An 18,711-nucleotide genomic window follows, 5' to 3' on the forward strand; every position below is an offset into this window, starting at 1 on the left:
AGAATCTTAATATTACCGTATGGAATAGTCATTGGTTCTCTTTAACACATATAAATACAGACAACAGCAGGTTAATAAACAAGTGTAAAATTATATGAAATAACACGGAAAGAATATTGAATAGTTTTATTCAATATCTGAGATGAATTACCGATATAAACACAAGCATCAAATAATCAATGATGGAGTGTTATCAATGAATTTTACAATTGGAAAAAAGTTAATGATTGGATTTTTGAGCGTTGCAATACTTCTTGGCATTATTAGTTTTGTATCATACTACAACATAAAACAAATAGACGATTCATATACAGATTTAGTAGATCGTCGGTCTGCTATCTTATCCAATGCAAAAGACATTAAAATGAGTGCGGCTCAAGAAATTGCTGGATTAAGAGGCGTATTGTTGCAAGAGGAAGGCGCGGCGGAATTTTTATCAGAATCAATTATTAACTTAAATAAAAAAATTAATATTACAAGTAACTTGATAAAACGTGAAGAGGATAAAGATTTACTAAATGAACTGACTAACATGAATGAGGAGTTTGAAAGCAAATCGTCGGATATTGTTACTTTGATGAAGACTAACAAAGCGGAAGCTCAACGATTTGCTAACGAAGAAGTTATTCCTCTGGCAATTGAGATAGAGAATACAGCAGATGCCTTGCAGCAAGGGCAAGCGAAGTTGATGGAAGAAGGAAGCAAAACAAACACCGAACTAGTTAATACTTCTGTAAGAACTGTTCTTATCTTGAGTATAACAGCTCTTGTTTTGGCTATTATAATCGGTACTATCATTACACGGATTATTACGAATCCTATTTTGTCTCTTGCAAAAGGAGCAGAAAGTATTGCATCAGGCGATTTGACTCAAGAGGACATTCAGGTGAAATATAAAGATGAGATTGGACAATTGGCAAATTCCTTTAATCAAATGAAGATGAATCTTCGAGAGTTGATTCATCAAGTTAACTCCAATATAAAGCAGGTAGCTGCAACATCAGAAGAGTTATCAGCAAGTGCTGAGGAGACCAGTAGAGCGACAGAACAAATCTCAGGGGCCATCCAAGAAGTAGCATCCAGCTCAGAAAAACAGGTTTCAAGTGCTGTAGAATCTGCACAGGCGATCGATGAAATTTCAAGAGGGATGGATCAGGCTGCATCTTCTATTCAATCTATGAAAAATTTAACAGCTGCTGCGAATGAGAAAGCGAGCATCGGAAATACAGTTGTTATTCAAACAGTCGACCAAATGAATCTTGTACAAGACTCTACAACCAAATCTTCTACGGTTGTGAACGCTCTTGGAGAAAAATCAAGGGAAATCGGACAAATTGTAGAACTGATTACACAGGTTGCAACCCAAACAAACTTATTAGCACTAAATGCTGCTATAGAAGCAGCTCGGGCGGGTGAAAATGGAAAGGGTTTTGCAGTTGTAGCAGATGAAGTACGAAAACTTGCTGAAGAATCTGCTCATGCAGCAGGTCAAATTCGTGATCTTATACAGGAAATACAAACTGAAGCAGATAAGGCTGTTCGATCGATAAATGACAGTACAACCATTGTCCAAGATGGCATCAAAATGGTCGATCAAACGGGAGAAGCTTTCCGAGATATTGTGCAGTCAATTGAACAGATGGCTGCTGAATCTCAAGGGGTTTCTGTTATTGTGGAGCAAGTGAATTCGAGTTCACAAAACATGGTAGGGATGGCGAAAAACATCAGTAACGTTGTTGAGCAATCGACAGGAAATATACAAAGTATTGCTGCTTCAGCCGAAGAACAAAACGCTGCAATGGAGGAAGTCTCATCTTCAGCAGAAGTGCTAAGCGAAATGGCTCGGGAATTAAAAGAAGTAATAAGTAGATTTAAGGCTTAATATAAAAAAATCTCATTGGCATTAAGCAGCGGGGCTTTTGGATTAGAGAAATTAAAAAGCTGTTCGGTTTTAAACACCTAAATGAAATATAACTTCGTTTAAAAACTAGTAACCTTTAAGGTTGTAAAAGCCGCCTTAAAGACAACAAAATCGGCACTTAGGAACAATCCAAATACGAAAAAAGAGTAAAAGTGCATAAAACTTCCTTTTTTTATACAAGATTCAGTTGGATAGAGAGCTGAAAACCTTGATAAATCAACGGTGTACAAAAGGTTGCATAGAGAATCCAGAGAGAAGAAAAAGAAACCCCTCGTTGGATAAGGGGTTTCTGGACTGACCCCATAAAGTGAGACAAATAAAAAACACCTTTAAGTTGAAAACGAGTATGGGATACTCGAAAATAACTTGGAGGTGTTTTTCTATGGGGACAAGAGTCAGTTATCCAGCGGAAGTAAAAATGAAGGCTGTAAAAATGAGATTAGCTGGGGTGCCGGTCAAAGAAGTCTTAAAGGAATTAAACATTCGAAATAAGACACAGCTTAAAACATGGATGAAATGGTACAAAGCAGGCGAGTTTCATCGATTTGAACAGCCAGTGGGCAAGCAGTATTCCTTCGGAAAAGGGGCTGAGTATGAAAGTGAAACAGAGAAACTGAAGGCAGAAAATCGGTATTTGAAACAGCAGATTGAAGTACTAAAAAAGTACAAAGAATTGGAGAGGAAGTGGTCCCAGAAACAGCTGTAGAATTAGTAAAAGAACTCCAAACCAGCATGCCCGTCAGGGAAATATGCCGGCATCTCGGCATTGCTAGATCCACTTATTATCGCTGGAAGAGCAGGAGCCGGAAAGAAACAGCCAGGCAGATCGTTGAACGAAAAATCGGCACGTTGTGCCGGGACCTTAAGTTTCGATATGGTTATCGTAAAATCACGGCCTTATTAAAACGAGAGATGTCGATTAACCATAAAGCGGTACAGCGTGTAATGCAGAAGTATGGCTGGCAGTGCCGGGTAAAAGTGAAGAAACGCAAACGAACAGGACAGCCCTGTCATATTTCCGATAACCTGTTAAAAGGAGATTTCCAGGCAAATCAGCCTCTTCAAAAGCTCGTCACAGATATTACATACTTGCCTTTTGGCCAGAAACAGCTGTATCTTTCAAGTATTCAGGATTTATTTAACGGCGAAATCATTGCCTATTCTTTAGGAAGCTGCCAGAATACAGATTTTGTGCTACATACGCTGGCCCAGTTGCCACCCCTCCCAGAGGGATGCATTCTGCACAGCGATCAGGGATCTGTGTACACATCTTATGCTTATCAGCAGGCAGTCAAAGAAAAAGGCATTACCATGAGTATGTCCCGGAAAGGGACACCCTCTGATAATGCCTCCATCGAATCGTTTCATTCCTCGCTAAAGTCTGAAACGTTCTATCTCGACGAGTTGACAAGCACTACGACGGCTATCGTAGAGCAAACTGTCGAAAGCTATATTCACTATTATAACCATATCCGTATTCAAGCGAAACTAAACAACCAGCCACCGGTCAAATATCGGCAGCTGGCTGCTTAAAGGTGTTTTGATCCCTGTCTCAAAAATAGGGGTCAGTCCCAAAGAGTAAGGGCTTTTATTATTATTGGCCACAGAGCCGAAAGGTTTCTTTTTTGTAGCTTCACAGAAAGCGATCACATCCATTTTAAATGAAAGGTGAATAAAATTATAGCCCGTGTAACTATTAAATGCTACAAAGGCTTCTAGGGTTCTTATACGGCGTGTGAACTAAATGGTGATTATATTGCATTTATGATACGCCATATCTGGTTGTAGAAGTATTTATTTTAATGAGCAGGTATGTAATTGTATAAAATACCTTCATCTTTTTATCATTAGTATCAAAGTATGAAAAGAACAAGACAGAAATATGATTAGCCCTAGAATAATCTTCGAATTTCTCTTCAGTCATCGCTCTATCAACTAGAACAGTTATTATTACTTAATACAGTTCTTCTATGGGTATCATAAAATATCAGGTATCCTAAATCGCCAAAGCCAGAGTAATAATTCTATAAAATTCAAAATTTTGACTAGTTAGTAATCTTTGAAACGTCAACATAATATATCCCTTCCTTACGGTATCGCTACAATGGCCCTCCATTATACTAAAGTTTTAACAGCGTAAAAGTTCCCTACAATAAACACTATTTCTCTATGTACTTTCTCTCCAGATTTATCATTCCCTTTTCAATTCTGCTTTCTAGCTTTTTCTTTTTATTACTTAATAATTTTTGGGAAGCTTCAGCTGGGTTGTATTTTCGGTGTTCTGTTAATTATTTTTTTGGTCTTATCTAGAATTTTAATTGGTTCCTTTCCATGGCGTTTAACCTCATCTGCATTTCCAGTTTTTTATAGATAATTATGGACTTTATAAGGGTTCGCTAATCATTTGGTTTTTATACTTTTGGATAGTTAGGATTTAGTTACACGAAAAAGGATGCTTCAAGATTATCCATTCTGTAAGGAGTGAAGGGAATAAAATATCACTTTTTTATACAATATTGACCCATCAATATTGTATAAAAACCCACATAAAGACAAAATGGTCTATATCATGAAGTTAGGTGAAAAGATAAATCTTACTAGGAGTACTTCAATTTATAATAGAAAAATAAAGAACTGTCAAAAGAAATAGACATAACGCAATGGATGAATTTGAGCGTATGATAATCCAGTGGCATCAAGCGGCCATAGAAGGACGGATAGACGAAATAAAACGAGAAAGAAAAAATTTAGGTATTCAAATATTCAGGCGGCAAAAAGAAACAATACATTGATTTAATCTGCTAATTGCACCATATAGGAGATTATGATGTAGTAAAAAATACGACCGATTCCCAGCGACACAGGAGAAAATTTGGAGTTATTGATGATTTTCTTTCCAATTCATAGTAAAATTAATTCTAAATATAAAAGGCAAACTAATCGAAAGATTAGGACGCAAAGCCACGGATCTAAGGCATTTAATGCTAAGATAGCCGGGCTGCAGAATTAGGAAGGTACGCATCGTCATGAATGATGATAAAGATCAATTTATCTTTATGAGAGAACTTACTCGTTTGTATGACGAGCGTGAACGTTGCAAAGATGAACAAATTAAGGAAGAAATTACTAAAGATCTTGTTCTTTTAGAAAAAGCCATTGAGTTACTATCTCAGTAGAAAAGCGACATAAACGTAAATATGTTGTGTTCCGGGAGCCCTGAATCTTTAGGTTCCGGGGCTCTTTTCGTCTATTTATACTTTCCACCCTGTTAAATCTTTGTAATACAAGAGGAGTATATAGGTTATTCCTACTTTGCACTTCCATTTGAATCTCTAAGTATAAGAGCTTTTGGTGCAAAACCATAAGCATTTAGGGAGGGATTTTTCATACTTCAATATGTGCAAAATTCAAAACAAAATCTTGAAAAATTGCATTAGGAACAAGAAAAGCTTAACTTTCTATGCCCATTTTAGTATTTCAGACTATAGGGAATCTAAGGGTCAGGTTGTTATCATGGCGGATAGATAGCTTTTTTGTGATTTTCATGGGTTTATAACTCTCATTCTATCGCGCCTAAATTTTCCTTTAACTCATCTTTTTTAGGAAAAATTTACCTGAGTTTTAGTTTCCTTTATAATTGGTTAAAGAAGGGGCTCTACAAGGAGAAGAAAGCCTGTAGTTTTCCTTTTAGCAGCTGAATATATGGGGGGAAATCATGAGGAAATGTCTATTTAGAACTTTCATGGCTATTATTATGTTTTCTTTGTTTGGATGCCAACCAAATACTGTCGAAATAGTAAATGTGAATAAAGAAAAAAGTGTAGATGGTTTTATTGAACCCGAACCATCCGATTGGGTAAAATACAACAAAATTGTATTAAAGTATATGTATTACCGAACACAAGCAGTGATAAACAACGATATGAATCTCCTCTGGAATCAATATTCAGACCTAAAAAGAAATTACGATCTTCAAAAAGGTGTTAATGTAGAGAGAAATGAAGCTGAATCCTTAAATAAAGGTTTTAACTTGATAGATGCCAATTATAGTATCGAAAGCCATGACCGAATGAAGGTAAAAGTTACAGGCGACAAAGAAGTAATTGCTCTTATTCATGGCGGCATTAGTTATTTGCATGATGATTACAGTGAGTCAGGAGGGGAGCTTTTAATAGAGATTTCCCTAAAAGTTAAAGATGGCCGCTGGACTGTTGTGAAAACGGACGAATATACTGAATCTGAATATAAAGAATGGGTGAAAAAGCAGAACAAATAAACACTACTATTTCAAGTGTTATGTAAATAGAGAAAATACTTCAGGCAAGGATGCTAAGAGATGAAAAATTATTGTTGTAAGGATATGGAATACCATGCTACATTTAGCTGCGACACTCATAATAATCCTTTCGATTGCCCAGATCAGCTTATCTACTTTAATAAGGACGATGGAGAGCATGGGCTAATCATTCATGATGGAGGGAGCTCTACAGTTACTATTGAATTTTGTCCTTGGTGTGGCAGCAAGCTTTAAATAAAATTAATTTAGTAAGAGTACAGAAAAGATTGCTGCAAGGAAGTCTTTTTTAGTTGGTTTTTAAATTTTCAAGGCGTTCTCTCCCTATAACCAAGAAAGCTACTGTACACAATAAAATCTAGAGTTAATTTAACGAGCTTCTTTACTAACTCATTCTCTCTCGAATTAAAAAATCCGTTGCTTTTATCTTTGTGATTGGAGTTATTTGACTCAGAAATGAATCTGAGATTAATTTAATTAGCTCTCTATCAAGCTTTACGTTAACTATTCAAAGACGTATGATATATAAAAACCAAAAAAGGAGGACTTTACATGATATTAGAAGCTGCCATGTTGCAGGTAAAGCGAGGAAGAGAAAAGGAATTTGAGAAAACGTTCAAAAAAGCCTCAACTATTATTTCATCAATGAATGGCTATGTGAATCATACTCTTCAGAGATGTATGGAGGAACAGGGAAAGTATTTACTTCTAGTAAACTGGGAAACATTAGAAGACCACACCGTAGGGTTTAGAGAATCTAAGGAATATCAAGAGTGGAAAGAATTATTGCACCATTTCTATGATCCATTTCCGTTAGTGGAGCACTTTGAGAATATTGATTTTAGTAATTAATTAAAAAAGCATTGAGTCATCTCAATGCTTTTTTATATGAGATCAAATTTCGTCCCTTCAGGATACAAAGCGATATAGTTCTCTTCTTCAGGATGAAAGTACGCCATTCTTACTTCCTCAAGAAGGTTATTGTTCTTTAATTCGTTTAGGATGGTTTTTGTAGCTTTTTCTATGTCTACCACATAATTAAAGATGTTGGCTGTTCCACTGCCAATATCTCCACCGTCACACGCACCATTGCCTGTCCAGCCTAAACATTCGTTCATTAATTCCTCTACATGGTGTCTCTTCTTAAGCACTGCATCCATTTGATTTTCTTCGCAAGGGTATTGAACAACAAGTTCAAATAATTCATCTTCATCTAAATAATCATAGCCTTCGTTAGCTTTTTCATTGGCCAATTCATCCATTACTTTTTTCGCCTTTTGAGATAAGGCCAATTTCTTTTTCACGGTTTCGCCAGTATTTCCAACAGTGCCATAATGTATTACTAAAGTTTTGCCATCTCGCCAAACTTCCCAATAAACAATTTCATCATCAAGTTGTTTAATCATCTTAATCAAAATGAACACCACCGTTACTTTATGTTAATGATTTTATCATTTTTATTTTGAAAGCAGAAAAAGTATAAGGGATTTTTATCTTTATTATGGGTGCGGGACAGGAGAAACTGAATCAAATAGTACGATCATTTGTCTTCTGATAAGAAAATAAATGATCTGTCTTTTTGAATAACCAGTTTATTACTTTATTAGAAAAGCTTGTAGTACTAATCTGCCTATTATACTATAAGTTTAACAGGTATTTCCTGAAATATGGAACGGAGGGAAAAAATGAAAAGTCATAAAAAATGGCAAAAGATTAGTCCAGTCTTACTTGCAACGACTATCGGTATAAGCGGTATAGCGATTCCTGCTGATGACTTATCTCATGTGCAAGCGCAGGAAGCAGTGAACACGATGGCGCCAGCAAATGCTGAACAAATAGCCACTTCATTTATAACGGCAATTACTAATGAAAAATGGGACGAGGCCTATGCATTATTGAATGAAAATTTAAAAAAACATATGACCCAACAAGAATTATCATATATTTGGCAGGCGAAAACGTCTGTTTTTGGAAAAATCGGTAAGCAAGTATCTGTAAAAAAAGTAAGAAATGCCGTACATACAAATATCGTAATGACCTATGAGGGGGAGATTTCCCCTATGGAAGTGACTGTTAATTTAGATGAAACCGGTCGTGTGGATGACTTTTTTATCCCGTTTTATTATTCACCGCCAAGTCAGTATAAGAAACCGACATATGAAAAACAAGAGAATTATATTGAGCAGCAAGTGAAGATTGGCGAAGGAGAGTTTGCGCTTCCAGGTACGCTAACTATTCCACAAGGAAAAGGACCCTTTCCAGCGATTGTTCTTGTGCATGGTTCAGGACCCAATGATCAAGACGAATCCTTAAACTCGACTAAAGCCTTTCGGGATATGGCAGTAGGTCTGGCCAATGAGGGGATAGCTGTTCTTCGGTATGAAAAAGTAACAAGAGAACATCATTTAAAGACAGGTTTCTCTCCTAAATTTACCCTTCAAGAAGAAACGATTCAGGATGCGATAAACGCGGTCCAACTGTTACATACGCTGCCTGAAGTGAGTGATCAAGTTTATGTATTGGGGCATAGTCAAGGCGGGTATGCAATGCCGCGCATTTTGGAAACAGATAAAAATAACCTGATTAAAGGTGGAATCATCGTATCAGGACCAAGCGGCAAGTTTCAAGACTTGATGTTACAACAGCAAAAAGATGCATTGGAAAGAGCGAAGAAACAAGGATTGCCTCCTGAGCAGCTAGAAGCAGCAAAAGCAAATCTTGCTTTTTGGGAGCAACAAATAGCTTTAATTAATAATCCCGCTTATTCTAAAGATCATATCCCAAAGGAGTTTCAGCTTCCAAATGCCTATTGGTGGTATGAACTTCGCGACTATGTCCCTACAAAGCTAGCAGCTAAGCAGAATGTTCCTTTATTTATTATGCAGGGAGCAAAGGATTTACAAGTACCGCCTTCAGATTTGCAAGATTGGCAGAATGCTTTATCGAAGCGGAAAAATGTTTCTTATAAAATGTACCCTGATTTGATCCATTTGCTTGTTAACTATAAGGGGGAACCAGATTTTTCTGAGTATGCTATTCCAGCGAATGTCCCAATAGAAGTTATTAAAGATATCGGCAATTGGGTAAAAGGAGAGAAGGTTTCTATGACATTTACAGATGTCGGGTCTGATTTTTGGGCTTATAAAGAAATCCAATTCCTCGTTGATAAAGGGTATATAAGTGGATACAAGGATGGCAGTTTTCAGCCAAATAAAACGGTAACACGAGCACACGCTGCTAAACTTTTAGCCAATGCCCTAGGCTTTGATCACACACTTGCCAAAGATTCAACTGTATTTAAAGATGTAGCATCTGACAATGAATTCTTACCGTATATTCACTTTCTTAAGCAAAAAGGTATAATTTCCGGTTTTAAGGATGGAACATTCAGACCAAATGAGGAACTGACTCGTGCACAATTAGCGAAACTATTGTCAGCCGCTTTTAACTTGAAGGGGCATCCGACAAAGCCATTCAAGGATGTAAATAAAGAGTACTGGGCCTCTCCGTATATCGACGCTCTCGCAGCCCATAATATCGCTATCGGAAATTCAAATGGAACATTTGGCCCGACTCAAAAAGTCACACGCGCACAAACTGCTGCCTTTCTATATCGGACAATTCATTTACAGAAGTAATAAAGATGAAAGAATACCAAGAATAATTATTTTCGCCTACCGTATGACACGCTGCTCAATAGCAGCGTGTTTTTTTATTTAGAAAGCGCATGAAAAAAGAACGGAAAGATAAAGGGAGTGTTTTAGTTTTCCTGCAAGCAATCTTTATGAACGGTAAAAATATCTCCTTGAGCAAACTTTTTTATAGTGTCTATTCGTCTATACTATGTAACAGTCTAATTGCACATTAAACTTATCTTATACAGGTATTACCGATCCCATCTACTGGCCGTCAGCAGGTTATGACGATGGCTCACTCGCTGGAATTGCGTACCTCGTTTTTGGATCGGGAAGTCTTCGATATCGCTTCAACGATTGCTACAGATCAAAAAGTTAAAAACAGCACGACTACATAAGTCCTACGTAAAGCGGCAGCAGGTATTGTGACCGATCATGTCTTACATCGTAAAAAGCTTGGTTTTTCCGTGCCAGTCCGCTACTGGCTAAAAGATAAAATGTGCAATTGGGCGGTTAACTTAATTCAAGCAAGACTGACTATTTATTTAACAAGTAGAAAGTGATGCGGCTGCTGCAAGAGCACGTATATAACAAAAAGGATAATAGCCGTAAAATCTGGACTATTCTTGTATTTATAATCTGGCACCAGGTTTATGTTGAAGAGGTATATGATGTAGAAAAAGCGTTTAGTACACAACATAAAAAAACAGCTGGTTTTCCAATAACCGTAATTTAGTTGGTGCGCTTAGACTGCTGTCGGGGAGCTTTTTTCAATAGATGGCTTCGTACTAATAGCGGTTTAATGGAAACAAAAGACTGAGACTTACAATTATAAAATTTGTTTCAATTAATCAATCGTGGAGAAGTTGCATTAGAGCAAATAACATTTAGTTTATAATTTACATGGATCTTCGTATAAACCCCATCGTTCTCGTTCTTATGTAGTTTTGCAATCCTTTATGCCAGGCAGGTTAGTTATAGTTTTTGGACTAATTGTGTTCTGTTATTTACGCTATATTTTTCATAAATATTTTGTAAGTGCTTCTTTACCGTGTTTACGGAGATGTGCAATGTATCTGCTATAACTTGGTTAGTCCATCCTTTTTTAATCAGCTCAACAACCTCTTGCTCTCTTTTTGACAATAGACCAAATTCGTTTTCATCTTTTAATTGATGTAAAAGCACAGATGCTATAACGTCTGATATGAGGTGTAATATGTTGCGATCATTAGTTGTAAATTTATTCGTGTTCTCTTTTTGAGCCATTCCAATGGCTCCTACGAATTTCCCCTGATGAGCAAGCACCACTACCATTTCATCGTGAAACCCGTATTTCTTCAAAAACGAATGATAAAAAGGTGAATTTTCATACTGATCGCTTGAGACAAGGTCGGCTAATCGAATAACTTTTTTTTCACGAAATAACTCTACATTTTTCATTGGATGCAAGAGGTCGTAAAAATGATATTCAGTCAAGTAATCTATGAGTGCTCTATCACTTAGTTTATAGTTAAGAGGATCGCTTAAATTCCCTTGATCATCCGAATACCAAAAGATGGTTTGAGTGAATCCAAAATATTCTTCTAATTTATGTTGAATGTGTAAGCGGATATCTTCCACTGGATAAGTAATTTGGGCTGAAAAATGAATAATTTTCTCATACTCTTTAGGGGTCAACGTATAGCTGTTCATAAAATCCCTCCTTTAACTGATTAAATGTAATAAAAATATAATATTAAGAATATTCTATCAAATCACCCGGTCGGGTAATAGTAATATTCTTAAAAATGTCATTTAATGAAATTAGCAGCGGATGAATTAAATGATTGGAGGGGTTACGGTGAAGAAAACAGCATTTATTTGTGATGAGAAGTATTTCTGGCATGATACAGGGAATGGTGCTTTGTTTATGCCTCCTGGAGGTTATATCGAAACCGATGTGCATTCTGAAAACCCTGCAACTAAAAGGCGCTTTAAAAATCTACTTGAAGTAAGTGGACTAATGGACAAATTAACTCAAATTAAACCTCGCCCTGCAACTATTAAAGAAATTAGTTTTTACCATCCCGAGTCATATATAAATAAAGTAAAAGAGTTGAGTGAAGCTGGTTTTGGCGATGCAGGTGAACTAGCGCTCGTAGGGAAAGGTTCCTACGAAATTGCCCTGCTATCGGCCGGTGGAGCGATTACAGCAGTTGAATCTGTTGTTAAGGGTGAGGTGGATAATGCTTACGCATTAACGCGTCCCCCAGGCCATCACGCTGAGGCAGATAAAGGGATGGGCTTCTGTTTATTTAATAACGTTGCAATCGCAGCAAAGTACGCTCGTAATGTACTTGGATTAGAGCGTGTTATGATTCTTGATTGGGATGTGCATCACGGAAATGGAACGGAATCAGCTTTCTATGATGACCCAAATGTATTATTCATTTCACTTCATCAAGAACGTTTGTATCCAGCAGGCCGGGGAAGTCGAGAGGATGTTGGTAAGGGAGAGGGGATTGGTCGAAATATTAACATTCCACTTCCTGCGGGTACAGGAAACGCTGGATACATGTATGCGTTAGAAGAAGTTGTACAGCCTATTGCTGATCAATTTAAACCGGAGCTAATTATCATCTCTGCTGGTCAGGATGCAGGTATATTTGATCCACTTGCACGGATGATGGTAAATGCAGATGGTTACAGACAAATGACTAAATTTATGATGAATGTAGCTGAGAAGCACTGCGAAGGTAAATTAGTGGCTTGTCATGAAGGCGGATATAGTGCAGCATACGTACCTTTCTGTTCTTTAGCAATTGTTGAGGAAATGAGTGGTAATCGTACAGAAGTTGAAGATCCTTTTGTAGAAGGATTTAAAGACCTACCATATGACGAATTATATGATATTCAAAAAGAATACGTGTCAAAGGTTAAGGAAATTCAATCAGCTTATTGGGATTTGACTGTGAAAGCTTAGTTTTTAGAAGAAACCCCTGAAATAGGGGTTTCTTCTTTTATATTTGTATGCATTATGGACTGGCTACTTGGTCATTCCATGGGCAAAACAGTATTCTATCTCTTATCGGAAACATTTCCGTCAAGGAGAGAAAGGTTGATTGTTGAAGACACTCCACCTCCTTTTTGAGATAAGCCGATCGAAGTCCCTTCGAAACCTTCTGATCCTCTACCGTTTGATTGGCTAGTTGTCCTTCGATTTTACATCAACTTAATGAGCCTAATCCCAAGTGGTGGCTGCGTATTAACCACATAAGCATACCGTCTCTTATTATAGGAGATGGGTCCGGTCATATTCCTCAAAACAAATTGCAGGAAGTTTCTGAGCTGATTCCGAGTTGTCAATTGATGACGGTAGATAACGCTGGTCACTTTTTGAATGATGATAATTTACCAGCCTTCTTGGCTGCTGTAAAAAGAATGCTCAGTTCTTGAGTTTCTGAAAGCTTTCATTTTATTTCAAAGTCACACTTGAGCAAAGCGATGTATATGCTCAAAAAAGAACAGATTGATGTCGTAAATCAATCTGTCCAAGATCAGAAGAAACTCCAATTGTTTGGGCTTGAGAAGTATGAGTTCGTTAGCAATATATGAGTTTACTATTTTTATCTATCTGTGCTTCAGAACCCAATTTATTAACTATGGTCTGGTTTCCAAGAGGAAAATCGTTTTTCAATCATACCCAATAAAGAAGTAAGGATTAGACCTGTTATAGTAATTACTAATACTCCGACAAACATCCGATCCGTTTGTAAGTTTTGGCCATTGCTTGTTAACTGATATCCAATGCCAGCTGTTGAAGCAAACAGCTCACCTACAACTACAGCGATTAGCCCTTGACCAATCCCCAGTCGGATGCCATTCAACAGAAACGGTACGGTTGAAGGCAATGCTATTGTTTTAAAAATTTGAAACTCACTTGCGTTAAATGTTCTTGCTGCTTTGATCAAATTTTGGTCTAAAGTTAACATCGCCTTTTGTGCGCTCATCACTATTGGAAAGAAGGCCATCAAAAATACTATAACAATTTTGGATGCAGGTCCAATTCCGAATGCAATGACAATCACGGGTAAAAGGGCAACTTTAGGGGTGACATATAGTCCTGAAATAAAAGGATTGACTACTGCATTAAAGTTAGTGTTCCAGCCCGAGAACACGCCAATTGGAATTCCAATAAGTATAGCCAAAACAAATCCTGCTAAGAATTCGTAACCGCTTACTTTCATGTTTTCCCAAAAGGAGACTTCCTGTACCATTAAAAATGCTGCTTGTGAAATTTCAATTGGTGAGCTGATAAATAATGGGTTTATCCATTCATTTTGGGAAGCAATTTCCCAGAGGAGTAGAAAAAGTAAAACAGAAACAGAGCTAATAATGAAAGGTTTTTTTTCCTTTTTTAATTTCTTTGGTTTTTTTATTTTAGGCTCCGATTGTGCAACTTGGATAGCACCTTTAGTCATAATAGTCTCCTTTCCCTTCATTATTTTTCTTTATCGTCAAAACCCTGCTTTGAAGATTCCTTTTCAATAATAGACCATATGTGATCTACAAGCGTTAAAAATTCTGGACTGCGCTTCACATGAAGATCTCTTGGTCTCGGTGTATTTACATCTATAATCTCCACCAAGCGCCCAGGTCTTGCTCCAAAGACAAATACCCTATCTGCTAAAAATACGGCTTCATCAATTTGATGAGTAATAAAAATACTGGTCTTCTTTGTTTCGCTCCATATTCTGAGTAACTCCCTTTGCATAAACTCTCTAGTTTGCGCGTCCAATGCTGAAAACGGCTCGTCCAGTAATAGCAATGATGGATTGACTGTCAATGCGCGAGCCAAATTTACTCTCTGTTGCATTCCCCCTGATAATTCATGAGGGTAGTGGTTTTCATAGCCTTTTAAACCAACCATCTCAATAAATTCTTTAGCTTCCCGCTTTTTATCTGTGGATACTTGTTTTTGTAGCTCAGCTCCATAGAGTACGTTATCTAGAACTGTTCTCCAAGGCAGGAGGCTAGGATTTTGAAAAACCATCGCCCTATCTTTGCCTGGGCCATCAATTTTCTTTTGGTCCAGCAGTATTTCTCCTTTACTAGGCTTTAGTAAGCCAGCTACCGTATTTAAAAAAGTTGTTTTCCCGCAGCCGCTTGGTCCTACGATACAGATAAATTCGCCGTCTTTAATATCCAGATTTATATTTTTTAAGGCAATTACTTCTGTACCGGTTTTATTGTTTACGTAGGCAACATTTAAAAAACGAGTCGACAGTTTTAATTTTTGGAGTGGTTTTGTAGCCCCCATTTAGTTAGATTCTCTCCTTTCTAGATTAATTATTTTTTAAAAGCTTCTTTGATATAATTGTTTGTCCAAATAACATCTTCAGTGGTATCTTGTTTGGTAGAAACACCTGACATCTCTCCAAATTCAACTAATGGATCTTGCGCATTATCCCAAGCTTTCTGATTCATTTCTCCGTAGCCTTTAAACGTATCTTTTAATCCGATTAATGATTTTTCAAGGATCTCTACATCGATGCCTTCAAAGTAGGAGGTGATAGATTCCGCTGCTTTTCTCGGGTTATCACGCGTGAATTCCATTCCTTTTCCAATTGCTCTAACCACTTTTAAAGATGTTTCATGATTTTTTTCTAAATAATCTTTATCGGCAAAAACAACTTCCCAAACCATATTTTTGTACATGGGCTCTTCCATTGTGTCAATTACGATTTCGCCGACGTCTTTATTTTCTGCTTGTAAGCCCATTGGGGGTGAGGCAATGCCACCATCAACAATTCCCTCTTGCATACCGCCAATTTTCGATCCATCGCCTGCTAATTTGACAGTTTCGAGAGTGTTTGGATCAACACCATGCAGTTTCATTAAATACCGGGTGTAAACATCTCCGGAATCCCCAACAAGGTTTGTGCCAATGGTGGCGCCAGTTAACGAGGCAACTCTATCCTTAAGTGGTGAATCTTTAGAAATGTTCTTTTTCTTTTGGTACTTTTTAGAGAGTGTAATTTGATAAGTTAGAGCCGAGTTTAAAGATTGGATTGCTAGTAAATCCTCTCCTTTATCAAGGGGAGCAAACATACTGCGGGGACCTGAGACCGCAAATTGAGCTTCACCTGATAAGACAGAAGCGATTACTTGTGAGCCACCACCGCCAGATGCAATTTCAACTTCAATGCCTTCATCTTTAAAAAATCCTTGCTCAATAGCTACATAAAATGGAGCAACTGACAAAATTCTTGCTGGTTCTGCAAAAGTAAGCTTAACTGCTTTTTTTCCTGAACTGTCTTCACTTTCCGTCGTTGTTCCTTGACTACAGGCAGATACTATTAACACTAAACATAAAAGAACTATTACCAAAAACTTTTTCCTAGACATATTATTTCCCCTCCTAAAATAATTTCAATGATTAGTTTCATATATAAAACATATTTTTGTATATAAACAAATTTTATCTTTCTCTTATAAATTTCGTCAACATATTTTTAGAAAATTTGAATAATTTTAAATAGAAGAGCTTGAATGATTGGTAATAAATCTGTTCGATTTTCAAAGAAAGAAGAGGAGAAGTATCAACGAATATTTCGCAGTCGCAGATAACTGGGCAAGTATGATTAGTGACAATAGTGCCCATAGGTTGGTTCTGGTGCAAAGATTTCAGCTAACTTGAACTAATCTCTAAATCTAGAACATACGGATCCTACTAAACTAAGAAGGACGTGCGTATCGGTGTGATAAAACCCGTAGAATTCAAGTGGAAATAATAGCAGCCTGATATTATTTTATTAACGGTTAGATGGTATCTTCGGTACGGACTCAGTTTTTGTGATTTGGTGGAATCGATGGAGGAACGAAGCTTATCCATGGCTCATGCAACCATCATGCGCTGGTTTTATCAATATGGATATGGATTAGATGAAAGAGTGCAGCGTCATCTATAGTCAATTCATGACTCCTGAAGAGTAGATGAAACCGATGTGAAAGTTAGAGGGCAATGGATGTATCTGTATCGTGCTGTTGATTCAGAAGGAAATACTATTCATTTTCGTCTAAGCGAATTAAGAGGAAAACAAGCAGTCAGGCGCTTTTTTATATATTCTTCAAGTATTTGCATCAGAACCGTTTTTAATTAATACTTATTCCGCATCTACATTTTACGCAAATAACTAATCTGAATATTTAAATTATTGGAAAACTTTTCGGGATTTTATGCTAAACTATTGAAATAGAAAATAATTAATTTCACTAGGAGGGAAAGCATGAAAAAGGGGCTCACTTTATTATTTGTTTTACTGTTGGCATTTTCACTTGCTGCATGCGGACAAAAAATTGACACGCCGTCTGAGAAAAAGGAATCAGGGGAAAGTCCTGCTTTGAATCTTGACCGAATCAGCATTGTGACTGGTGGTACAGGAGGTACATATTATCCACTTGGCGGTGAGATGGCGAAAATTATCGGTAAAGAGCTGGACGTTGAAGCGAACTCACAGTCATCAGGAGCATCTGTAGAAAACATGCAGCTTCTTCAAGACGGTGATGCAGATATTGCCTTTACACAAACAGATATTGCGAGCTATGCGGTAGAAGGCAAAGAAATGTTTAAAGAGAAGGTTGATCAGGTGACGGGTATTGGTACGTTGTATCCTGAAACAGTTCAGATTGTCACGCTAAAAGACAGCGGCATTAAAAGCGTTGAAGATTTAAAAGGAAAGAAAGTTTCAGTAGGAGCTCCTGGAAGCGGAACCTTCGCAAACGCAGAGCAGATCCTAAAAGTCCACGGCATCACGATGGAAGACATTAATGCGCAGCACCTTTCATTCGATGAATCGACTGAAGGAATTCAAGACGGAAACATTCAAGCGGCATTCATTACGGCAGGAACACCGACCGGCGCTGTGGATGCATTATCTGCAACAAATCCTGTAACGGTCGTTCCGATTGCAGATGATAAGATTAAAGAGTTGATTGATACTCATCCCTATTACATTGAGGATACAGTGAAAAGCGGAACATACAAATTAGAAGCTGATGTCAAAACAGTAGCTGTATTATCCATGCTGACTGTCCGTAAAGACATGGATGAGGAGGCAGTCTATCAGATTACGAAAGCTATCTTTGAAAATGTAGATAAGATCAGCCACGCAAAAGGAGAACTGATTTCTGCTGAGAAGGCTGTAGAAGGGATGGGAATCGACCTCCACCCGGGAGCTAAAAAGTATTTTGAAGAAAAAGGAATTCTAAAATAAGAGGTGAAAGCATGGACTGAAGATTTTTCTTTAGTCCATGTGTTCTTATGAAGAGAATAATAGCAATATTAATTATTGTAACTGTTCTTGTTATTGCCGTCTCGTATCCGTTCTTTTCTGCCGTCGTTACAGAAGAGGGTGAGTCCGGCAGACCATTAGCTTTTTTTCTGAATAAGCCAGGTGAAAAATTCAGTATAAAGTATATACACTCTATCCATAGGACGCCTGTTCTTGAGACCTATCTGACCAATAAAAATGGGGAGATTGTACAGACGGAAATAAGGTTTGAGGAATTTGGAGTAGGGATGCCTTCAGGACCAAGCGGAAATGAGACATTCACCCAAAAGAATGGAACTTATATTTTAGCGAACATGAATAGGACCTTTTCTTCTCTTGATATTCGGGTGGGACAAGTAGTTGCAGATCATAGGTTGATCATTGATGGAGAAGAATATCCTTTTTCCAGCTTCAGTGATAAAGGATCATGGGTAAGGATAGAAACAAAAAAATGGAGTATGTGGCAATGGATGATTGGAGGGAAAAGGCTTGGAAAACAATAAACATCTGCAGGGCGATCAAATTTCAGATGATACCGTACAAGAGCTA

General features: G+C 37.4%; 15 protein-coding genes, 2 pseudogenes and 1 riboswitch. Of the genes and pseudogenes, 12 read left to right on the forward strand and 5 right to left on the reverse strand.

All coding sequences use genetic code 11. The features are described 5' to 3' along the window. The first annotated feature begins 196 nt into the window (after nt 1-196). The 6 genes from MKZ02_RS23595 to MKZ02_RS23615 all read left to right on the forward strand — a co-directional run bounded on the left by MKZ02_RS23595 (nt 197) and on the right by MKZ02_RS23615 (nt 7,067). On the forward strand, nt 197-1,882 hold the full coding sequence (locus MKZ02_RS23595; RefSeq protein ID WP_340856851.1) for a methyl-accepting chemotaxis protein: 1,686 nt from the start codon (nt 197-199) through the stop codon (nt 1,880-1,882). A gap of 421 nt (nt 1,883-2,303) precedes the next feature. Next, nucleotides 2,304-3,454 (forward strand): IS3 family transposase gene (locus MKZ02_RS23600; protein WP_340851290.1). Its coding sequence is split into 2 segments (ribosomal slippage): nt 2,304-2,577 and nt 2,577-3,454, totalling 1,152 coding nucleotides; the frame shifts between segments, so codons are not numbered across the junction. A gap of 1,387 nt (nt 3,455-4,841) precedes the next feature. Further along, nucleotides 4,842-4,927, forward strand: a riboswitch (cyclic di-GMP riboswitch). A 20-nt stretch (nt 4,928-4,947) separates the two neighbouring features. After that, nucleotides 4,948-5,097, forward strand: a complete 150-nt coding sequence (locus MKZ02_RS23605) for a hypothetical protein (protein ID WP_340856852.1) — start codon at nt 4,948-4,950, stop codon at nt 5,095-5,097. Between the two features lie 539 nt (nt 5,098-5,636). After that, complete coding sequence (locus tag MKZ02_RS23610; RefSeq protein ID WP_340856854.1) at nt 5,637-6,197, forward strand: hypothetical protein; 561 nt, start codon at nt 5,637-5,639, stop codon at nt 6,195-6,197. Between the two features lie 60 nt (nt 6,198-6,257). Further along, nucleotides 6,258-6,452, forward strand: coding sequence for a DUF6980 family protein (locus MKZ02_RS24040; protein WP_406910346.1), 195 nt, complete (start codon nt 6,258-6,260; stop codon nt 6,450-6,452). Between the two features lie 315 nt (nt 6,453-6,767). Further along, nucleotides 6,768-7,067 (forward strand): antibiotic biosynthesis monooxygenase family protein, encoded by a 300-nt coding sequence (locus tag MKZ02_RS23615; RefSeq protein ID WP_340856855.1) that lies wholly within the window; start codon nt 6,768-6,770, stop codon nt 7,065-7,067. A gap of 32 nt (nt 7,068-7,099) precedes the next feature. On the opposite strand, the gene MKZ02_RS23620 is transcribed toward MKZ02_RS23615, so the two are convergent. Next, nucleotides 7,100-7,621 (reverse strand): WGR domain-containing protein, encoded by a 522-nt coding sequence (locus MKZ02_RS23620; protein WP_340856939.1) that lies wholly within the window; start codon nt 7,619-7,621, stop codon nt 7,100-7,102. Nucleotides 7,622-7,900: 279 nt separating this feature from the next. Between MKZ02_RS23620 and MKZ02_RS23625 the strand changes: the two genes are divergently transcribed. Both MKZ02_RS23625 and MKZ02_RS23630 read left to right on the forward strand, forming a co-directional pair. Then, the gene (locus tag MKZ02_RS23625) at nt 7,901-9,853 is read left to right on the forward strand and encodes an S-layer homology domain-containing protein (protein ID WP_340856856.1); all 1,953 of its coding nucleotides are present in this window, start codon (nt 7,901-7,903) and stop codon (nt 9,851-9,853) included. Nucleotides 9,854-10,134: 281 nt separating this feature from the next. Then, nucleotides 10,135-10,586, forward strand: a pseudogene (locus tag MKZ02_RS23630) (asparagine synthase-related protein); the annotation flags it as partial. Nucleotides 10,587-10,825: 239 nt separating this feature from the next. On the opposite strand, the gene MKZ02_RS23635 reads toward MKZ02_RS23630, so the two are convergent. After that, nucleotides 10,826-11,542, reverse strand: coding sequence for a LuxR C-terminal-related transcriptional regulator (locus MKZ02_RS23635; protein WP_340856858.1), 717 nt, complete (start codon nt 11,540-11,542; stop codon nt 10,826-10,828). Between the two features lie 148 nt (nt 11,543-11,690). Between MKZ02_RS23635 and MKZ02_RS23640 the strand changes: the two genes are divergently transcribed. Beyond that, complete coding sequence (locus MKZ02_RS23640; protein ID WP_340856859.1) at nt 11,691-12,812, forward strand: class II histone deacetylase; 1,122 nt, start codon at nt 11,691-11,693, stop codon at nt 12,810-12,812. Between the two features lie 673 nt (nt 12,813-13,485). On the opposite strand, the gene MKZ02_RS23645 is transcribed toward MKZ02_RS23640, so the two are convergent. From MKZ02_RS23645 to MKZ02_RS23655, 3 genes are read right to left on the reverse strand one after another with little or no spacing between them, the layout of a single operon-like run. Further along, a complete protein-coding gene (locus tag MKZ02_RS23645; RefSeq protein ID WP_182917191.1) occupies nt 13,486-14,310 on the reverse strand; it encodes an ABC transporter permease in 825 nt (274 codons plus the stop codon). Nucleotides 14,311-14,330: 20 nt separating this feature from the next. After that, on the reverse strand, nt 14,331-15,149 hold the full coding sequence (locus tag MKZ02_RS23650; RefSeq protein WP_340856860.1) for an ABC transporter ATP-binding protein: 819 nt from the start codon (nt 15,147-15,149) through the stop codon (nt 14,331-14,333). Nucleotides 15,150-15,178: 29 nt separating this feature from the next. Next, a complete protein-coding gene (locus MKZ02_RS23655; protein WP_340856862.1) occupies nt 15,179-16,237 on the reverse strand; it encodes an ABC transporter substrate-binding protein in 1,059 nt (352 codons plus the stop codon). 398 nt (nt 16,238-16,635) lie between these two features. On the opposite strand from MKZ02_RS23655, the pseudogene MKZ02_RS23660 reads away from it, so the two are divergent. The 3 genes and pseudogenes from MKZ02_RS23660 to MKZ02_RS23670 all read left to right on the forward strand — a co-directional run. Beyond that, nucleotides 16,636-16,950, forward strand: a pseudogene (locus tag MKZ02_RS23660) (DDE-type integrase/transposase/recombinase); the annotation flags it as partial. Between the two features lie 168 nt (nt 16,951-17,118). Further along, nucleotides 17,119-18,105, forward strand: a complete 987-nt coding sequence (locus tag MKZ02_RS23665) for a TAXI family TRAP transporter solute-binding subunit (RefSeq protein WP_340856863.1) — start codon at nt 17,119-17,121, stop codon at nt 18,103-18,105. A 47-nt stretch (nt 18,106-18,152) separates the two neighbouring features. Continuing rightward, the gene (locus tag MKZ02_RS23670; RefSeq protein ID WP_340856864.1) at nt 18,153-18,665 is read left to right on the forward strand and encodes a DUF1850 domain-containing protein; all 513 of its coding nucleotides are present in this window, start codon (nt 18,153-18,155) and stop codon (nt 18,663-18,665) included. Nucleotides 18,666-18,711: the final 46 nt, after the last annotated feature.

The organism is Pseudobacillus sp. FSL P4-0506, assembly GCF_038003025.1.
Classification (GTDB): domain Bacteria; phylum Bacillota; class Bacilli; order Bacillales; family Domibacillaceae; genus Pseudobacillus.